Annotated in this window: 18 protein-coding genes; 8 read left to right on the top strand and 10 right to left on the bottom strand. The window is 66.4% G+C overall.

Annotated features, from left to right (window positions below):
- The first annotated feature begins 106 nt into the window (after nucleotides 1-106).
- On the top strand, nucleotides 107-1,075 hold the full coding sequence (locus tag ACTOQ2_RS30930) for a helix-turn-helix transcriptional regulator (protein ID WP_440104375.1): 969 nt from the start codon (nucleotides 107-109) through the stop codon (nucleotides 1,073-1,075).
- An 81-nt stretch (nucleotides 1,076-1,156) separates the two neighbouring features.
- On the opposite strand, the gene ACTOQ2_RS30925 is transcribed toward ACTOQ2_RS30930, so the two are convergent.
- From ACTOQ2_RS30925 to ACTOQ2_RS30915, 3 genes are all read right to left on the bottom strand, one after another.
- Nucleotides 1,157-2,113 (bottom strand): NmrA family NAD(P)-binding protein, encoded by a 957-nt coding sequence (locus ACTOQ2_RS30925; protein WP_440104374.1) that lies wholly within the window; start codon nucleotides 2,111-2,113, stop codon nucleotides 1,157-1,159.
- A 121-nt stretch (nucleotides 2,114-2,234) separates the two neighbouring features.
- Nucleotides 2,235-2,441, bottom strand: a complete 207-nt coding sequence (locus ACTOQ2_RS30920) for a DUF397 domain-containing protein (protein ID WP_440104372.1) — start codon at nucleotides 2,439-2,441, stop codon at nucleotides 2,235-2,237.
- Complete coding sequence (locus tag ACTOQ2_RS30915; RefSeq protein WP_440104371.1) at nucleotides 2,432-3,259, bottom strand: helix-turn-helix domain-containing protein; 828 nt, start codon at nucleotides 3,257-3,259, stop codon at nucleotides 2,432-2,434. The genes ACTOQ2_RS30920 and ACTOQ2_RS30915 overlap by 10 nt, the downstream gene beginning before the upstream one ends.
- A 492-nt stretch (nucleotides 3,260-3,751) precedes the next feature.
- Between ACTOQ2_RS30915 and ACTOQ2_RS30910 the strand changes: the two genes are divergently transcribed.
- Complete coding sequence (locus tag ACTOQ2_RS30910) at nucleotides 3,752-4,231, top strand: hypothetical protein (protein WP_440104370.1); 480 nt, start codon at nucleotides 3,752-3,754, stop codon at nucleotides 4,229-4,231.
- Between the two features lie 7 nt (nucleotides 4,232-4,238).
- Here the strand turns inward: ACTOQ2_RS30910 and ACTOQ2_RS30905 are convergent, their stop codons facing one another.
- On the bottom strand, nucleotides 4,239-6,230 hold the full coding sequence (locus ACTOQ2_RS30905; protein WP_440104369.1) for a hypothetical protein: 1,992 nt from the start codon (nucleotides 6,228-6,230) through the stop codon (nucleotides 4,239-4,241).
- 28 nt (nucleotides 6,231-6,258) lie between these two features.
- A complete protein-coding gene (locus ACTOQ2_RS30900; protein ID WP_362850451.1) occupies nucleotides 6,259-6,486 on the bottom strand; it encodes a hypothetical protein in 228 nt (75 codons plus the stop codon).
- 290 nt (nucleotides 6,487-6,776) lie between these two features.
- Between ACTOQ2_RS30900 and ACTOQ2_RS30895 the strand changes: the two genes are divergently transcribed.
- From ACTOQ2_RS30895 to ACTOQ2_RS30885, 3 genes are all read left to right on the top strand, one after another.
- Nucleotides 6,777-7,073 carry a hypothetical protein gene (locus tag ACTOQ2_RS30895; protein WP_440104367.1) on the top strand — a complete coding sequence of 99 codons (297 nt, stop codon included), beginning with the start codon at nucleotides 6,777-6,779 and terminating at the stop codon, nucleotides 7,071-7,073.
- 330 nt (nucleotides 7,074-7,403) lie between these two features.
- Nucleotides 7,404-8,801, top strand: a complete 1,398-nt coding sequence (locus ACTOQ2_RS30890) for a DUF2786 domain-containing protein (protein ID WP_440104366.1) — start codon at nucleotides 7,404-7,406, stop codon at nucleotides 8,799-8,801.
- A gap of 114 nt (nucleotides 8,802-8,915) precedes the next feature.
- Nucleotides 8,916-9,038, top strand: a complete 123-nt coding sequence (locus ACTOQ2_RS30885; RefSeq protein ID WP_440104365.1) for a hypothetical protein — start codon at nucleotides 8,916-8,918, stop codon at nucleotides 9,036-9,038.
- A 369-nt stretch (nucleotides 9,039-9,407) separates the two neighbouring features.
- On the opposite strand, the gene ACTOQ2_RS30880 is transcribed toward ACTOQ2_RS30885, so the two are convergent.
- Both ACTOQ2_RS30880 and ACTOQ2_RS30875 read right to left on the bottom strand, forming a co-directional pair.
- Nucleotides 9,408-9,914, bottom strand: coding sequence for a hypothetical protein (locus tag ACTOQ2_RS30880; RefSeq protein WP_440104363.1), 507 nt, complete (start codon nucleotides 9,912-9,914; stop codon nucleotides 9,408-9,410).
- A 110-nt stretch (nucleotides 9,915-10,024) separates the two neighbouring features.
- Complete coding sequence (locus ACTOQ2_RS30875) at nucleotides 10,025-11,071, bottom strand: hypothetical protein (RefSeq protein ID WP_440104361.1); 1,047 nt, start codon at nucleotides 11,069-11,071, stop codon at nucleotides 10,025-10,027.
- Nucleotides 11,072-11,519: 448 nt separating this feature from the next.
- Between ACTOQ2_RS30875 and ACTOQ2_RS30870 the strand changes: the two genes are divergently transcribed.
- A complete protein-coding gene (locus ACTOQ2_RS30870; protein ID WP_440104359.1) occupies nucleotides 11,520-12,401 on the top strand; it encodes a hypothetical protein in 882 nt (293 codons plus the stop codon).
- Here ACTOQ2_RS30870 and ACTOQ2_RS30865 read toward each other — a convergent pair.
- The gene (locus ACTOQ2_RS30865) at nucleotides 12,385-12,756 is read right to left on the bottom strand and encodes a DUF4365 domain-containing protein (protein ID WP_440104357.1); all 372 of its coding nucleotides are present in this window, start codon (nucleotides 12,754-12,756) and stop codon (nucleotides 12,385-12,387) included. The genes ACTOQ2_RS30870 and ACTOQ2_RS30865 overlap by 17 nt on opposite strands.
- Before the next feature lie 250 nt (nucleotides 12,757-13,006).
- Between ACTOQ2_RS30865 and ACTOQ2_RS30860 the strand changes: the two genes are divergently transcribed.
- Both ACTOQ2_RS30860 and ACTOQ2_RS30855 read left to right on the top strand, forming a co-directional pair.
- Nucleotides 13,007-15,031 (top strand): phosphocholine-specific phospholipase C, encoded by a 2,025-nt coding sequence (locus ACTOQ2_RS30860; protein ID WP_440104356.1) that lies wholly within the window; start codon nucleotides 13,007-13,009, stop codon nucleotides 15,029-15,031.
- Between the two features lie 57 nt (nucleotides 15,032-15,088).
- Nucleotides 15,089-15,454 carry an MmcQ/YjbR family DNA-binding protein gene (locus ACTOQ2_RS30855; protein WP_440104354.1) on the top strand — a complete coding sequence of 122 codons (366 nt, stop codon included), beginning with the start codon at nucleotides 15,089-15,091 and terminating at the stop codon, nucleotides 15,452-15,454.
- Between the two features lie 325 nt (nucleotides 15,455-15,779).
- Here the strand turns inward: ACTOQ2_RS30855 and ACTOQ2_RS30850 are convergent, their stop codons facing one another.
- Together ACTOQ2_RS30850 and ACTOQ2_RS30845 are read right to left on the bottom strand one after the other, a co-directional pair.
- Nucleotides 15,780-16,190 carry a hypothetical protein gene (locus ACTOQ2_RS30850; RefSeq protein WP_440104353.1) on the bottom strand — a complete coding sequence of 137 codons (411 nt, stop codon included), beginning with the start codon at nucleotides 16,188-16,190 and terminating at the stop codon, nucleotides 15,780-15,782.
- Nucleotides 16,191-16,794: 604 nt separating this feature from the next.
- The gene (locus tag ACTOQ2_RS30845; protein ID WP_440104351.1) at nucleotides 16,795-18,045 is read right to left on the bottom strand and encodes an amidohydrolase family protein; all 1,251 of its coding nucleotides are present in this window, start codon (nucleotides 18,043-18,045) and stop codon (nucleotides 16,795-16,797) included.
- Nucleotides 18,046-18,161 lie beyond the last annotated feature (116 nt).

The following is an 18,161-nucleotide window of genomic DNA, read 5'->3' as shown; positions in this document are numbered from 1 at the left end:
ACAAGCTGGGTCAGAGGCGAGTTCCTGTCAGGTGGCGTAAACACGACAGGCGAAGTGGCGGGCTGTTCCCGGTGCCGGAGCTCACCGTACAGGCAAGGAGAGTGTGATGCTTGAGGCGATCGGGTTGAGTCGGCAGGACGAGGCGGTGTACGACGCACTCGTCCGCAGGACGCAGGCGACGGTCTCCGAACTCGTCCATGACTGTCATCTCCCGGTGTCAGCCGCGAGACGGACGTTGCGCTCGCTCGTCGACCTCGGCCTGGCCACCCGTTCCACGGGACGCCCCGTCCGCTATGTCGCCGTCTCACCGGACAGCGGGCTGGAGGCCGTGCTGCGCGAGCGCGAGGCCGGGCTGCGCGACGTCCGCCTGCACATCGGGACGCTGGTCAAGATGTACCGCGCGGGCACCCGGTTCGCCCATCCGGGTGACCTGATCGAGATCGTCTCGGGACGCGACGAGGTCAACCACCACTGGGTGCAGATGCAGCAGAACACCCGGACCCAGATGCGGGGGTTCGACCGCCCGCCCTACGCCGCCCCGCAGGCGCACAGGGAGCCGAACCACGTGGAACTCGCCCTGCTGAAGCGGGGGGTGAAGTACCGGGTCATCTACGACAGGAGCGCGCTCGCACTTCCCGGCCGGCTGGACGACGTCACGGCCGGGATGCGGCACGGGGAGCAGGCCAGGATCGCCGCGGACCTGCCGATGAAACTGGCCATCTCCGACGACCGGCTCGCCATCATCCCGCTGCTCCGGCCGGTGGACGACATGATCGCGGCGTCCTACGTGATCCACCCCTCCCCGCTCCTGGACGCGCTGGTGGCCCTCTTCGAGACGACGTGGACACGCAGCGTCCCGGTCCAGCTGAACTCACCCGACGCGGAGGCGCTGTCCGAGGAGGAGGCGAGACTGCTCACGCTGCTGGCGTCGGGGGCGACCGACAAGGCCGCCAGCCGGGCCCTGGGATGGAGCGAGCGCACCGTGCAGCGGCACGTCACCAAGCTGATGCACCGCGTCGGAGCGCAGACCCGGTTCCAGGTCGCGATGGAGGCCACCCGGCGCGGCTGGATCTAGGACCTGCTCGACGTGGCTCGCTGACAATCGACGTGGCTCACCGACACGACCCACTTCGGCACGGAGGCCCAGATCCAGGTCCTACGCTTCCGGGGACTCCGGGGACTCCGGGGACTCCGGGGACTCCGGGGCCTTCGAGGCCTTCACGGTCTCCGGGACCTCTGGGGCTTTCGCGGTCTCCGGGGCCTCCGGGGTTTTCGCGGCCTTCGCTGCGGACTCCGCGCCGAAGTGGGCGGCGTGCTCGGCGGCCCACTCCGCGAACGAACGCGGCTCGCGACCGGTGATCTCACGCACCGCGGGCGAGACGGAGGTGGACTCGGGCGGCGGGTCGCGCTGCCAGGAGGTGAGCAGCTCGATGAGCTCCTCACCGTGTCCCGCCTGCCGCCAGCGCCTGCGCGCCTGCTCCTCGGTGAGCTCGACGAGGCGGAGCGGACGGCCTGTCGCCTCCGCGATAGCGGCCAGGCGCTGACGCTGGCTGAGCGTCTGAGGCCCCGTGAGCACATATGTCCTCCCCGCGTGGCCGCCGCGCACGAGCACCGCCGCCGAAACGGCGCCGACGTCCGCCTCGTCCACGACCCCGCCCTGAACATCGGCGAACGGCTCGCGTACCTCGCCCTCCGCTCTGATGGCCGACGCCCAGGCCAGCGTGTTGCTCATGAAGTCGACCGGCTGCAACCTGGTCCACTCGACGCCACTCGCCGCGAAGGCCTCCTCCACCGGACCCACCTGGCCGTTCCACAGCAGCGCGACCCGCCGCACTCCGGCCTTCTCCGCCAGCTTGGCCAACTCCGGTCCGGTCCGCAGCGTGGCGTAGTCGTCGCCGCCCGCGGTCAGCAGATGCACGCCCTCGACACCGTCGAAGGCCGGCCCCAGCGTGCCGGGATCGGTGAGATCGCCCCGCACCACCTCCACGGACTCCGGCAGGCCGGCCCCGGCCGGATCCCTGGTGAGCGCACGCACCCTCTGACCCGCGCGGAGCAGGTGGCCGACCACATGCCGACCGACCTTGCCCGTCGCTCCGGTCACCAGAAACGTCATTGACTTACCCCTCTGTGGACGAGAGGCCGACGTTACGTCCCATCCCGCTCCCGCCGCATCGGACCATGGACCTAGGACCGGCCTGGAGGCGTGGCGATCGACGAGCCGAGGGGATGAAAGGTCAGGTCAGAGTGTCGAACTCGCCGGTCTTGACGCCACCGATGAACGACTTCCACTCGGCGGGGGCGAAGAGCAGTTTGGCCCCATCCGGGTTCTTGCTGTCACGAACGGCAACTACTCCGGGCAGGTTGGCAGCAACCTCGACGCACTGACCACCGTTCGATCCGGAACGTGATGACTTCCGCCACATAGCGGCACTCAGGTCCATTCCTGCCTCACATCTTCAATCATCTTGAGGGACATGTGATCAGGATAAGCCCATCGCCGTATCGCCTCATATCGGTTCCATATTGAGGCCACAATACTGGAATCAGTCGAGACATGCCCTTCCGCCGATGAGTCGGCATGGATGGCATCTGGCTGCCCGTCCGGAAGCTCGGCGATCATAAAAGCTCCCAGGAGTCCTGGTAGGCATCTCTGATCGACAAGCTGGATAGAAACAGCGGGATTCTGGCCAACCTCCAGTAGGTAGTCGAGCTGGCCGCGCATAACCTCGGAATCCCCAACCGGACGGCGCACCACATTGGCGTCGATGAGAGTCAGGAACAGGGGCGGATCGTCCCGCTCCAGGATGGAGCGACGTTGAACTCGGGCCTCAATGCGTTCCTCCACTTCCTGAGAGGTCATTCGGGGTTCTTGGCTGAGAACGTGGCGGGCATAGGACTCCGTCTGGAGAAGGCCAGGAACGAGGAGGGGATCCCAGGAGCGCAGGACGAGAGCGGTCGGCTCGATCTCCTCGACCCAGCTCTGGAACCAGATCGGGCCACCTGGCTGGGCCAGGATGCGCTGACGGAGGCGAGTGAAGGCGCTGCCGTCAGCAGTCTTGAAGAGCTGGTCCAGCTTCTCCGCGTCGGACTTCGACGGTGTGCGGCTGGCACTCTCCAGGCGGCTTATCTGAGTCTGGGTGCAGCCGAGTCGCCGGGCCACGGAGGACTGCGAGAGCTGCGCGGCCTCCCGCAGCCGACGCATCTCGGCGCCGAACCGCAGGCGAGGGGATCCAGGGTCGAGGGGCAGCACCTCATCCATTGTATTTCCTCCCGAATTAGAAAAAACGGACTTAATGGTCGGCCGGTGATATCGAATCCAGTCCAGATAAACCAATGGCTGTCATGGTCCGCTCTATCCTGGGTTGCCTATCCAGTAGTCGGTCGGCTACCGATAAGGCATTCTAGGCACAGGAATCCTCTTCGCGAAAGTGCTGACAAGAAAGCGATAAATCACTTCCCTGGTCGGAGGCGAATCGGGTCGGATATGAATGAGATAACCCTATTTTGGTCTCTCGCCGCGAGCACCGGAAAGCATTCGAAAGGCGAAACCATGACGACGAGCGAGCCGCCGGCCGAGCGGATCACGGCTTCAACCCGCGAAGACATACCCCTGCCATGGCTGACGACAGTGGTCGGCGTGACCTGGCAACTCCCCTTGCCTGACGAACGAGTATGGAAAGGGTGTGGCGAACGCGTGCCGAGTGGGTAAAGATTGATACGTCCCGGCGCCCACCACCCCCGGAGGTCCCAAATGCGCTTCATCCGGCTGTTGGCCATAGGTTTGGCGCTGGCGATGACGTCATCGGGATGTGCCTCCGAACCCACCCTGGACAAGGCGGCAGCGGAGCTACAGAAGGACACGCAGCGCTTGGAGACCGACGACGTCTTCAAGAACCCACTCAATAAGCTACGCATCTTGCAGCGTCCCGATAAGGACATTCCCTGCGGCAAAGACAAATTCAATCGAATAATGCGAGCCACGGCCGATTATGAACGCGTCGATGAGCCGTTGAACGCTCATCTGGATCGAGCTCAAACGCTAATGGAGAACGCCCTCGCTCGGGTTCTCAAATACAAGCTCGACTTCGACTTCGGTAAAGTGGATACCGACGATGGACGGTTCATCTATGCCACGAAAATGGACCCCAACATCAAGGTAGTCGTTTATGTGGCTCCTGAGGCTCCTACGTGGCGGTTGTATGCCGTGACTGCCTGCCTACCACGGCAGTGAAGTCGGCTCATTCCCAGACGCCTATCTCTCCCTTGGGGCGCTCGCTGCTCTGGTTGCTTGAGGCTTCCTCAATTTTTTTGTCTAGCTTACTGTTGCTATCCATCCAGCGTTCGTAGGGTGTCAGTTTCTCCTGTAACACCTGATTCCATTTTTTGTCATCTCCTGCTTCTCGCTTCGCCTCGGCCATGAGCTCGTCATATGTCTTGAGATTTCCGGTGCTTTTGTTGATGATTTCGGCGGGTGGGTCGCTGGCTGGATAGCCAGCATCATGAAGGAGGCGAGCCGTATCATATTTCAGACGCAGAACAAAGTCCTCCCGAGCCCCGGTAGCTTCCTCTACTCGCGTCTCGATTCTGTCGGCCGCCTCGTCAAGGCCCATGCTGACGCCGTGTGCCTTGAGTAATTCCCACCCCGCTATGAGACCCCTACTTGTGGGTGAAACCCCGTCGATCACGAAGGAGGCGGTGTTCTTGACGATGTTAAGAGCCACTTCGTCGATGGCGTCCTGCTCTCCACGGACGTCCAACGTCGCCTTGAACTCGATACCGGCCAGGTCGCCGAACATTTTCGCCGAGTCCTCGAAGTATCGGGTCGTGCCTTGAGCGTCCAGGCGAGCCGCTGCCGTCAACGTGTCATGACGGAACTGGGCAGCCGTCGCGTCGAAGTCGTCGGTGAGTTGTTTATCTCCGACGAAGGTCTTCAGGAAGCGAAAGGTGTCGCCCGGACTGAGGTAGAACGCCGGGGTCACGGGAGGAAGATGAATCCAGCTTTCCGGGACTCCCATGCCGGAGTCGCGGTAGACGGCCTTGTCGAATCGGGCCCCCGAGGCCAGTTCGTGGATGTAGGACTTCGCGATCACGCTCATGGAGTCCCAGCCGACCTTGGGCAGGTCGCTGCCGAAGGAGCCCGCGACCTTTATCGCGTCCAGGGCGAAGGCGGCGGCCTCCGGGCTGTGCTGGCCGGCCTTTTCGGTCTTCGCCTCGGTGCCCGCCTCCATCGCCCGGCCGAAGGCGTCGGCCACCTCGTCCCCGGTGCCCGCGCTCTTGGCGCGGTCGAGGAACAGTTTCATCTTGTCGACCCGGCTGAGCTTGACGTCGGCCCCGCCCATCTTGGAGAAGGCGTCTCGTACGGCCGCGCCGTCTCCGGCGAGCACCTCCAGCCCCATGGCGACCAGGTCTTCGGGCAGGCCGTACTCCTTCGTCTCGGTGGGTCCGCCGGCCCGCCAGTCCTGCTTGGGCTTCTTCGCGAACTCGTCCAGAACCAGTGCGCGGGCCGCCGCGCTGCGGACGGAGGAGGGGGCGTTGGCGCCACTGAGCAGCGCGAGCCGGTTCCAGGCGGCGACCTTGCTGCCGGCCGGTTTCACCAGGTCGTCCCTGACCTTGGCGAAGGCCGGGACGAGGGTGGGGGCGTTCAGAGCCGCGCCGAGGGCCTTGCTGAAGACGGCCAGGTCCTTCTTGGCGGTCTTGCTGCCGGTGACCGCGATGAGATTGGGCAGCGCGTCGCGGACCTTGGGGGAGAGCAGGGCGAAGAAGGCGGCGGCGGCCTGGGGGTTTTCGGCGATTTTGGCGACGTCGTCGATGTGCTCGTGGATGAGCTTGGCCTGCAGGTCGCTGTGGAAGTTCACCAGGATGTCCTCGCCGTACATCCTGGCCAGGCCCTGGGCGAGGTCGAAGTCCTTCAGCTCGTCGGGGAGCCGGACGAGCCCCTGCCCGCCCGCCGCCATCGAGGCCGCGCCCCCCGCCCCGCCCAGCTCGGGGGCGCCGTCGCCCAGGGCTTTGATCAGGTCGATCCGGCCGTGGAGCATGGAGACCTGCCTCCCGCCCCAGTCGGCGATGTCGGTGATCTCCCGGAGCGCGGGGGTCTCGACCCCGTGCTGGCGGAGTTTTCCCTCGAACTCCTTACTGAAAGCGGTCAGCCGGTCGGCGGCACCGCGCAGGGAGGTGGCGAGCTGACCCATCTGTTCAGGGTCGATGCCGCAGAACTCGGCGGTCGGTGCCATGGAACGTTCCCCCTCATGGTCATGACGGTCACGTGCGTCCGGCCATCTCCCGGCGCATGGCGTTCGCCTCGGCCTCGGTCACCAGCGGAGGGGAGCGGCGCAGCTCCTCCTCGACCGCGTCCACCACGCTCTGGGCGAGCCGCCCCAGCCGTTGGTGCCGGTCTTCCAGCTCGGTGGTCCAGGTGGTGGCCGTCGGCCCCGTCCACACCTGTCCCGACCGCATCGCCGAGGAAGCGCGCTGGTATGCCTGCCGCACCTCATTTGCCCTGTATTCGGCTTCGACGAGCAATTGCCTCAGCCGTTCGTGCCGGGGACTGGGCACCATCCGCTCGGCCACGCCACCCCCGCCCTTTTCATGACCCCGTGATGAAGGAGAAAGTCGCATACCAGGTTAGGTATTGATCGTCTAAGTCGGCAAGTCCCGTACCCGGTCGGCATCGCGCTTCCGTCGGTGGAGCTATGACCCGTGAGCGGACGGAACTGGTATTTCGGTCATTCCCTCTCATGCCGGAGCGGCTACTCCACCCACCACCATCGGAGTAACGCATGACGCTGTTCGAAAAGCACATCGACACGATAGAAGTCGCCGTCAAAACCGCGTACTGGATATATTTCGTCGCCGGTTTCGTGCTGTTCCTCGCCGGTCACGTGACCATCCTCATGGCCATCGTGATCGGCATCATCTGGCTGTCCCGCGTCGCCCTGTACGAGATCCGGCGGACCCGGGCGCGCTGGGACCGCGAGAGCGCCGACGAATCGGAACTACGCCGCGAGCAACGACGCGAGCACCACGAACGAGAGCTGCGCCTCCAGATCCGGCGCCTCCAGCAACCGGACCGCTGACCACACGCTTCCGCCTCGATCATCCATATCGGCAGGACCGGCCGCGTTCCCGCCGCACCGGTGAGAGCGGGCGGGGCGGGTGGCAGTGGAACGAGTCGGTTCCGTGCCGAATCGCCACCGCGTCGACCACGGTGACACCGACGAAGCCCTCGAACACGACCTCAGCCGAACACGGCGGATGGCAGTCTGAGTAGCGGTGTCGGTGCCATCATGGCTCGGGTTGGCCCGAGCGCGATCGGCGATCCACGCGACCGTGATCGGTTCGCCGGCGTCGCGGGCAACCCGGAACGACGCGGATTTCCAGCGAGCGGAAACAAGGAGCAGCCGACGATGGGCAAGACCAACCGGGAACGGCGCAAAGCCAAGGAGAAGGAGCGCAAGCGGCGGCAGCCCAGGGACACAGGGGCTCCCCACGGGGCCGGGCCGCATGACTTCTCGCCGTTCGGCTTCCCCGGCAAGGCCGGGTTCTCGCCGTTCGACCAGTCCTGGATGCTCAGCCCCGCCGTGCTAGCCGAGCAGTTGGTGTCGCAAGCGGTGCACGCCCGGTTGGACGGCGACACCGACGGGTTCGAACGGAGCGCGGCGGCGCTGGTCGAGCGGCCCGGAGTCAGCGGATGGCGGCGCGTCGCCGACCGCACGCTGACCGCCACGCTCCGGCACGAGCTGGCCGACCTCTGGCAGCGGGGCTGGCAGCCCGCCGACGTCGCGCGGATGGCCCGCAAGGAGTTCGGCGCCCGGCACGTGCGGCTGTTGACCGACGCGATCGCCGACGAGGCACAGAAGTATGCCGCGGTCACCGTCGACCCCCAATGGCACGGCCAGCTGTCGGCGCTGGAGGCGAAGGTCTGGTGGGAAGGCGACGACTACTCACGGGCACGCGGCGAGCGCGAACGCCTGGACCGGGCCGCCCTGGTCACCCTCCTGCTCCAGCTGATCTGCCTGTTGGCCACCCTCCCCCGGCTGGAGCGGCTGATCGCGCCGCCGGGCACCGCCCGGCACGCCACCCTGCGACGCGGCCCAGCGGTCGATGAGCGCATGCTGACCCGGGTCAGGGCACTGCTGGCCAAGGCCGAGTCGACGGAGTTCCCCGCCGAGGCCGAGACCTTCACCGCGGCGGCGCAGCGGCTGATGGCCAAGCACAGCATCGATGCGGCACTGCTGGCCGCCGCAGCACACGGTCAAAGCGCCGCCGACAAGCCCGCGGGCCGCCGGATCGGCGTCGAGGCCCCCTACGAGGGGCCCAAGGCGATCCTGATCGACACGGTGGCCGCGGCCAACCGCTGCCGCGCCGTATGGAGCAGTGATTTCGGCTTCTCCACCGTGCTCGGCTTCCCTGCCGATCTGGACGCGGTGGAGCTGCTGTTCACCTCGCTGCTGGTGCAGGCCACCACCGCCATGGTGCACGCCGGTTCCCGCCGCGACGGCCATGGCCGCTCCACCACCCGTTCCTTCCGGCAGTCGTTCCTCACCTCCTATGCCCAGCGGATCGGCGAGCGCCTGGCCGAGGCCACCGGGGAGGCGGTGCGCGAGGCCGCCGCGAGCTCGGGCACGGACCTGCTCCCCGTGCTGGCCGCCCGCGACCATGCGGTCGACGAGGCGGTCGACGAGATGTTCCCCCAGCTGACCTCACGCCCGGTGGCCCCGTCCTACAACCGTGACGGCTGGCTCTCCGGCCGCGCCGCCGCCGACCTCGCCACCCTGCACGGCGGCACCGAAGTCACCGGCTGATCGGTGTCCGCCGAGCCATTGCCTGCACGTTGAGGAAGGCACAAAGGAAGCGGTGTCGGCGGGGCGGGCGGCAGCAGAATCGGATTGCTGGAGTCCGGGGCGATCCCCTACAGGATGGTGGGAAAGCACCGTCGCATCACCGCCGAAGATCTCATGGACTACAAGCGGCGCGATGATCTGAAGCGACGGACCGCTGCCGACGATCTCGCCGCGCTCGGCCAAGAATTGGGGCTTTGACCGCGGCCTTCGTCGCGGTCTACGACGCCAACGTCCTCTATGGCAACACGCTTCGAGACCTGCTCATCCGCATCGCCCAGACAGGCATGGTGCAGGCGAGATGGACGAACGAGATCCTGGACGAGACACTCGGAAACCTTGCGGCCGACCGTTCCGACATCCCGTCGGACAAGCTGTCACGACTGCGTGATCTCATGGACGATCGAGGATGTGCTCCACGCATTGGAGAACGCCGGTCTCGTGGAGTCGGTCGCCCCGCTGCGAGGTGGCCGGTTCAACGCCTGATGCCCTCTTTAGGGTGAAGCTCCCGGTGGCTTCGTGGGCGGTGACACGGCCGAGCTGAAGGTGACCGGCCACCGGGTGTTCAATTTATTGACTTCGTGTCGGATCGCATGCGGCACGAGGGATAACGGTGTTGTTCGGCCCCAGTGGGGAGTTATCGAGGCCGAGCCCTGTCCAGTAGACTGCTACTTGCGCTCGTGTTTTTCCTTTGTCGGAGATCACAAAGAACTCGGAAACGTAGCGCTGGCCGTCACGAGTACGACCTTCGACCTCCAAAACCCAGCCCCCGACTCTGCCGTTCTTGGCTGGAACCGCCGCAGAGCGTGTGATCGAGGGATCCGCGTCGGGAAGAATGCAATCTTTTTCCGCTTGACTGACCATCGATGAGCAGGAATTGATCCCTACTGCGAATTTTTCGCAGAATTCCCCAATTCCATTTTTTGCAACATCTTCGACCGCTTCTGCTAATGCACCTCGTGCACTCTCTTCTGTCACTGAGTGCTGAGGCGGTTGTGTCTGATTGTCCGCAGCGCATCCTGTGGACGAAATGCATACAACCAGTAGGAAAATCAATATAATTCCCGGAGACTTCATGTTGTATCCTTGCCGTCGTAAATCGATGATAGGCACTTCGGCGGGACAAGCTTAAGCTTGTCCCGCCGAAGTGCCTATCTAGTATCCCTGCTGTTTCTGGATGTCACTGGTCAGAGGCAGAAAGGGAGTCCTAGACCGCCACAATAGTATCCTTCTGAGTTGAACCAGTTGCTCCACGTGGGGCGACCATCGTTCTGCCCAACTCGCACGGCCGTCTGGTGCCTGGTTCCACGAGTTTGATTGTCTGGAACCTCGCCCTTCCAGTAAGTGCTCATCTTGCCAGGTTCTGTGTACTTGTAGACGAGCTGCTCCTCACAACTGGTGTACGAGGAGGAAACCCCTACGTTCCACAGCGTGATCCCGTTGTCGATAGTGCGACAACCGGGAGGGGAGCCGCCAGACGGTGCCCAGTCCAACCAGTAGCCGGTGGGTGAATCACTTGCCAGCATGACGCCGCGTCCGCAAGAGGTAAGATAGCTGTCCACGGACACCCCGCAGGTGCTCCATACGTGGGCGGAATAGTAATTCCAGCTGGCGTTCCCGTCGTATTTTTCCACCCAGTATCGATAGCAAGCGTCGACCCAGCTGGTGTTCGCTCCCGTGCCAGGATGGCGTGCGGCACAATAGCTTGCGTAGTTCTCCGCGTAAGGAGGCTCTGCTTGTGCAGAAAAACCTGACGGTTGGGCGGAAGGGTCATCCTGAGTCTTCTGGTTAGGGGCGGGATCGTCCCATATAACCGTGTAAGAGCAGGGCTTAGCGGTTTCTTTTGAATCGATGCTTCCGGGAATGTATCGAATTTCGGTGACGTCTTCGGGGAGAATCAGAGTTTCCTTGCCCCGCTTGCATCCCGGCGTGGGGAGCATCTTTTCGACGTCCACTTCAAGCACCTGATACTTACTGCCCAGTGTCTCTGCGTTCATCGCTCGGAGTTCTGGAACCTGGCCGCGCACACGTTCTGCAAAGCTTTGCAGGTCCCGGCCTCCCTGCCGCGAGCCAGTGATCTCTTGTGAGTTGCCGGCGTCTACCTTAACTCCGGGATCCGATGCGGATGCTTTTTCGGTGAGGGCGTTGGCAGCGCTGGGACTACTCCCAAGGGTTAGCATGGCGGTGAGAGCGATTACCGTGCCGATTAGTGACCTGGTCAAACGCAAAAGCATCCTTCCGAATGCATCGATCGATGCGCCGTGGCGCTAACGTGGATCCCCGCTAATTTGTGAGCTGTCTTTGCTCCACTCAAAGTCGGGGTGTTGATATTGAAATTTACACATGGCTAAACGATCAAGTTAAGGCTTGTGCATTGTCACAGTTCGCAATAAGGTGCCGACCACCTCGAGCCGCCTAAAGGTTTTCAAACCTGATTGGGATGAAATATTTCAACGGTCCGGCGGCTGCGCATTGTCACGACGTGTTGATCCTCTGTTTCCAGAGTCTCCACTTAAGGCCCGTGACAGGTTGAAGGCCATGCTGTAACCCGCGAAGGTCTGCTTGACTGAGGTTTAATCGCTGATGGTGCCGTCCGCAGGAGTGAACGCGAGTCGTGAGTGGCCCACCTGTTCTCGTACGACCACCGGCGGAATGTCGGGCTCTGCCCCTACAGTGATCGCCATGAGCGGTGAGACGGTGCTCGAACGTCCCGAGGAGGCCCGGATCCGGGACGAGCTGGAGAAGCTGGTCGTCCACGACCTCCACGGTCCCTTCGGGGACGAGGAGGAGGAGTTCAGGGAGCGCCCGACCGATCGTTACATCCTGGGCAGGCTCGCCCCCGAGGGCGAGACGATCGAGCCGGACCTGATGGACGACGGCGCCGACACCGACGGGGCCGACGTGGGGGAGGACGAGGCCGAGCCGTCCGTCCTGACCGCCGCGAGCCTGATGCCCTCCGCCCTGGGCTGCACGGTCTTCGTGGATGGTGAGACGGCCGAGCTGAAGGTGAGCGGCCGCTGGGCACGCTACGAGCGCGTCGACGGTCCCGAGGGGGGAGGGGGCGGAGCGGGCGCGACCGGTGGGAGGGTTTGGTCGCGGGTTCCCGATTCCGGAGTCGTGCGGCTGGCACTGCGGGAGGGGCGGCTCGGTCCGGAGCGGATGCCCTGTGACGAGCACGTGGTGGTCCGTGGCCGGGCACGTCGTCACGACGGAGGGTGGCTGGTCTCGGTCTTCCTGGTCAACACCACCCCCAGGCCGCAGCCGCTGGCGGCCAGGGCGTGGCTGTTCCAGGCGCGGATGAGCGTCAGCGCCGTGGACGGCGGGCCGATCTTCCGGGCCCGGCCCGACACGTTCGGCGGCGGTGACGACATCGACCGCGCCGAGCAGCGGCGGCTGGCCATGGCCTACCGTTTCCACCCGGAGTTCGCCGTCGGCCACGGGGTGGGGGTGACGGCGCGGCAGGCGCCGGACAACCACCGGTGGCGTCCGTTTCAGCAGGACCGCCGGCGTCACCCCATTCGCCAACGGCAACCTCACGGGCTTGGAGTTATGGCCGGGGAATGACCGCCTGGTCCTCCAGCGAGACCCAGTAGCCGCGGTGGCGGACCCTGATCTCGGTGTCCTCCTGTTCGGCATGAACGTACTCGCAGGGACGGCTCGGTACGTGCACCACGATCAGGTAGCGCGGTGTGTCGAAACCACCGCCGGTGAGCTCGTTGAAGTGCTTGGCCTCAAGGGTGTACGTCAGTTCCTTGGAATTCGTGTACTGCGGTGTGCGAACCGTTTTGACCTGGATGTCGATCTGAGGGCGATACCGCGTGCCGCGTGCCTGCGGATAGTTGAGGAACAGATCGATTCCGTCGACGTCGGGCTGAGGTTTGGCGACCGTCAATCCCACACACGACGCGAGCAGGCTCACGTACGACTCGCCGTACCACCCTTGAAGGATGTTGTGATCGACTGGCAGATCTGGCCTCCTCGTCGATCGGTCCGGCGCTGTGGTTTCCCTCCGGGAAAATACTGCGTCGATGGACTCTTGGAAAGATTTTTGCCGGACGGCATCGGCTGACCCGTGGACGGGGCTGCGAGGTTGGATCCCGGGTGTGGGAAGGACGGAGCCGGGTTGTTAGGTTGAGGCTTGCCCGAAATGCCGTTAAAGGGATGCGTCAATGTCGGCACCGTCCGCACTTCCCCCCTCTCTCGTGCGCCTGCTGGCGCGGCCCGCCCCTCCAGGAACCCTCTCCGACCTCAAGCACGTCGTCTTCGTCATGCAGGAGAACCGGTCGTTCGACCACTACTTCGGCCGGATGCGCGGGGTGCGCGGCTACGGGGACCGCAACGCGGTGTCCACCCGTGCCCTCCGCCCGGTCTTCGAGCAGGACGGAATCCTGCCCTTCTCTCTCAGGGAGGCCGCCGGGCGCGCGGGAGCCGACCCGATGCTGCTCGACACCCACGACCACAGCTGGCTCGGCACCCAGAACGCCTGGGCGATGGGCTGGAACGACGCCTGGGTGCCCAACAAGGGCCCGTCCACGATGGCGTACTACGACCGTGAGGACCTCCCGTTCCACTACGAGCTGGCGGACGCGTTCACGATCTGCGACGCCTACCACTGCTCGGTGCTGAGCTCCACGACGCCGAACCGCAACTACCACGTCTCCGGCCACACGGGCTACGAGCCCGGCACCGAACAGCGGGCCGTCGACAACGGTGCCTGCGAGGAGGACGGGCACCCCGGCTACTCCTGGACCACGGTGCCCGAGCTGCTGACCCGGGCCGGGCACTCCTGGCAGGTCTACCAGGAGTGGGACAACTACCAGTGCAACAACCTGGAGTTCTTCGCCGCGTTCAAGGCGGTCATGGCGAAACTCGGGCAGAGCAGCATGCACTCCTTCTACGAGAAGGTGCGCGCGTCCGAGGACCCCGCGCCGATGCTCGCCGAGCTGGAGGAGAGGGTGGCACGCCTCGACCCGGCCCACCGGGTGCTCTACGACCGGGCGCTGCGCCGCACCCGGACGGGCGGGCTGGGGGACTGGTTCGCCGCCGACGTGGCGGCCGGACGCCTGCCCGCGGTCTCGTACGTCGTGACCTCGCTCGCCGACTCCGAACACCCCGAGGGGTCCTCGGCCGTGGAGAGCGGGAAGGTCGTCTACCGGATTCTCGACGCGCTGGCGTCGAGTCCCGAGGTGTGGGCGAATACCGCGGTCTTCGTCACCTACGACGAGAACGACGGCTTCTTCGACCACGTCCCCCCGCCCGTCCCGCCGGAAGGGACTCCGGGGGAGTTCGTCGCCGGGCGGCCCATCGGGCTGGGCATGCGCGTTCCGATGATCGTCGTGTCGCCGTGGAGTGTGGGGGGCCACGTCTGTTCCCAGACGTTCGACCACAGCTCGACGGTCCGGTTCCTGGAGACCTGGCTCGGCATCAGGGCTCCCGACATCAGTGACTGGCGGCGGACCGTCGCCGGGGATCTCACCTCCGCCTTCGACTTCGCCCACCCGGAGGCGTGGCTTACGCCGGAAGCGCCAGAAACATCGGGAGCGCTGGAAGTGCCGAAAACGCCGGCGGTACCGGCAGCCGCCCAGGGAGTCCCGACCGGCCGCTGGTACCCCGACGCCCCCGCCGAGCAGCGGATGCCCGACGGGGAACCGGGCGTCAGGCCCGCCCGCGCGCTGCCGTACCGGCCCGACGCCTCGGCGCGGACCAACGGCCGCGCCGTCGAGATCGCGATGAGCAACACCGGTACGGAGAGCGCGCACCTGGCGCTGTACGGCTACATGGGAGAGCTCGTCCGCCCGCTGCACTTCGACGTGCTCGGCCACGCCCGCGAGGTGGTCTACTTCCCGTGTCCCACTTACGCCCTCGTCCTCACCGGGCCGAACGGCTTCCGCAGGGAGTTCCGGGGCGGTACGGACGACCCGGTGGAGACGTCCAGCGTGATCGACGCGGCCACGCGGACGATCGAGATCGTCGTCGTCAACACCGGTGACGAAACGGCCGACGTGACGATCTCGCCCCTGGCCTACGGCGGGGCGGCGCGGACGCTGCGGCTCGCGGCCGGGGAGACCGCGCGGGTGCCGTGGCGGGCCGCGACCGGATGGTACGACCTGTGGATCACCGTCGCCGGGGACACCGGCTTCGCCCGCCGCCTGATGGGACACATCGAGAACGGCGAGCCGGGCGTCACGGGCTAGACGGACGCCGGGGGTAACAGGGGATAAATGTCGGTGCGCTCTGGTAGACCGTGGGCCATGGGTGTGAGCGTGGATGAATTCCTGGAGATGGTGAAGCAACTGCCCGAGACCGAGCAGGGCGACGGCGGCGAGTGGGTCTCGCTGAAGGTGCGGGGCAAGGGCTTCGGCTACCTGTGGGAGAAGACGGAGACGGTGGGGCTCAAGTCGACGATCGACGAGCAGCTCGCGCTGGTGGCGGAGCGGCCGGAGGTGTTCGAGATCCAGTTCACCGCGGGCCGGTTCGGCTGGGTCGTGGTGCACCTCGCGAAGATCGACGCGGATGAGCTGTTCGAGCTGGTCACCGAGGCGTGGTGCCTGACGGCTCCCAAACAGCTCGTCGACGCTCACGAAGCCGCCGCGCCCGTGCACACGTACGAGCGCTGACCGTACACGCACAGGAGACGCGGGGATTCCACGGCCTGCACGCACAAGCGGGCATTCCGCGGTGATCGGTTTCGTTTCGCGACGGCCGCACGCGGGCGAGCCCGCCGGGCACGGGGTGACGGGCGGCCCGCCCCCGAATGCTCGGTGGGTCGGGCCGCCCGTCGCGGGACGGTCTCCTCTGAGCCTGGCCCGGCCTACCTCGCGAGGAGACACCTGCGGGCCGGGCCGGCCTCACGGGGAGGCGAGCGTGCGGCTCGCCGTCACGGTAGCGGCCTTCGGGCCTCCTGGCCGCCGGTGACCGCGTCAGCCGACCGCCGGCCGCCTGTCAGTTGTTGATCCCGCGGCCGGAGCCGCTGTCGCTGATGCCGCCGCCGATACCGGCGCCCCTGCCGGTGCCGACGCGCTCGCGCCGACGCTCGCTCATGCCTTCGCGCCGACGTTCGCCCCTGTACTCGCTCATGCCCTCGCGCCGACGTTCGCCTCTGTACTGGTGCCGGTCCTCACGTCCGTGCTCGCGCCGGTAGTCCCGCCCGTGCTCACGCCGGTACTCGCGCCGGGCGCGGCACCTGTCGGGGTTCTTGTGATCGCGGCAGGGCTTCAGGACGGAGGTGGCGCTGGCCGGGGTGGTCACGGCCACGGTGCTCGCGGTGGCGGACGAGGCGGGCATCGCCATGGGGACGATGAGAGCGGAGGCCATCATGGCTCCGGCTGCGAGGGCGTTCCTGATCATGGTCATGGCAGATCACTCCACGTCGAATCGGTGTCGAATCGGTCGAGCCCTGGGCGATGCCCGGGCTGGCGGAGCGCCGTGCCGCGTCAAGGAGGACGCCGACACGATGCGTAACCTACTCTCACGGTAAGTGGGGGAGTCGCGGGAGTCTGCTAGCGGATCCCCAAGCCTTGGGGCGGTCGGATTACCCGGAGGTAGCGGAAAGGCACGGAAAGAGGCCGATCGGTAACGCTCGGCTACCGGCTCCCGCCGAAGGCTCGTGCCCCGAAAGGATGCCATCCGCGGCGGAACCGCCGGAGTTTAGTAGATCGTCCCCGCCCGAACGCCTGTTTTCGCGGGAAGATTCCCACCGATCCTGAGCCGCCACGGTGCCCGGGTGCCGGTTTCCCGGCTTCGCGCGTCCGTCGCCCCGCTGGTTTTTCCGGCTTCGCGGGTTCGTCATCGTGCTGGTTTCCCTGGCCTTGCCCGTTTGCCGCCGTGTCGGCTTTCCCGGCCTCACCCGTTTGCCGCCGTGCCGACCTCCCCGCCTCGGCCGTACGGTGCCGTGCCGTTCTCTCCGCCTCGGCCGTACGGCGCCCGGCGTTCGTCCTCGCGCCCGCGCCCGCGCCCGTCAGCGCGGAACATCCGGCCCGAAGGAGGTGCGCAGGACGGACGAGGCCACGACCCGGCCCGCGACGACGACGTGCCGGGGCGGCGCGTGCCGGGTCAGGGCCTCACGGACGGTCCGCCCCTCCAGGATCAACAGGTCGGCGGGGGCGCCGGGCTCCAGGCGGTGGGCGGGCAGGCCGGTGACCCGCGCGGCGTCGACGGTCACCATGTCGTACAGCCGCTCCAGGGCGGCGTCGGTGCGGGCGTCGAGCAGGTGTGCCGCGAGGAAGGCCACCTCCAGGAGGTTGTGCCGCCCGAACGGGTAGTAGGCGTCCTCGATGTCGTCCTGGCCGAGCGCGACCGGGACACCGGCGTCGGCCAGCCGGAAGACCGGCAGGTGGAGCGGTCCGGTGTGCGGATCGCTGACGAAACCGAGTCCGGCGGCGCGGCACAGCCCGGCCAGGCGGCGCAGGTACGGCTCGGGGTAGAGCGCCATCGCCCTGGCGTGCTGGGCGCTGCCGCGTCCGATCATGTTCCTCTCCAGCAGTTCCCGCGCCAGCATCTCGGCCGTGCGCAGCCCCGGGTCTCCGGCGTCGTCGACCAGCATGGCGACGCGCAGGCCGTGCCGCCGGGCGAGGTCGACCATGCGCCTCACGTGCTCGGCGGCGTCGGTGTCGGTCCACTCGATCCAGGGGATGCCGCCCACCACGTCCGCGCCGCGCCGTACGGCCTCGGTGACGAGTTCCTCGGTTCCGGGTTCGCGGAGCAGGCCGTCCTGCGGGAACGCCACCACCCGCACGTCGACCACGCCGCGGAACTCCTCGCGCAGCGCCAGCAGCGCCTCCAGCCCGGTGAGTCCCGCCCGCGGGTCGATGTCGGCGAAGGCCTGCACCGCCCGGACGCCGTGCCGTACGGATTCCAGGAGCACCGGACGGGCGCGTTCGAGGACGGATTCCACGGTCTGGCCGGTCTTGACGGCGGCGGCCGTCTCGATGGCGCCCATAGCGGCGCCCATCGCGCCTCCGGTGTACTCCGAGAGCGCGGCGGGCCCGGCCCTGTCGAGGGTGTGAACCTTGCACAGGTGCAGGTGGGCGTCCACGAACGGCTCGGTGACCAGGGCGCCGTCGGCGTCGAGAGTCACGCCGGTCGCCGGGCCGAGATCGGGATCGTCCTCGGCGACGAGGCTGATGAGCCCGCCCGTGGCGGCCAGCGACCACCTGCCGGGACGGCCGCGCAGGGTGGCGTTCCTGATGAGGAGGTCCGGAGTGTCCATGACAGCACGGTAGAAGCACACCGCGAGGATCGTGATGGCCAGACCTGCCAAGCCGCCGCCCGCGGGCGACCGTCATATGAAAGTTTCGCCGTTCGTCAAAGTGTTCGTTGACAGTT

The organism is Streptosporangium sp. H16, assembly GCF_051918855.1.
Taxonomy (GTDB): Bacteria; Actinomycetota; Actinomycetes; order Streptosporangiales; family Streptosporangiaceae; genus Streptosporangium.
The sequence above is the reverse complement of the archived record's forward strand: the minus strand, read 5'-3'. Positions and strand labels throughout refer to the sequence as shown.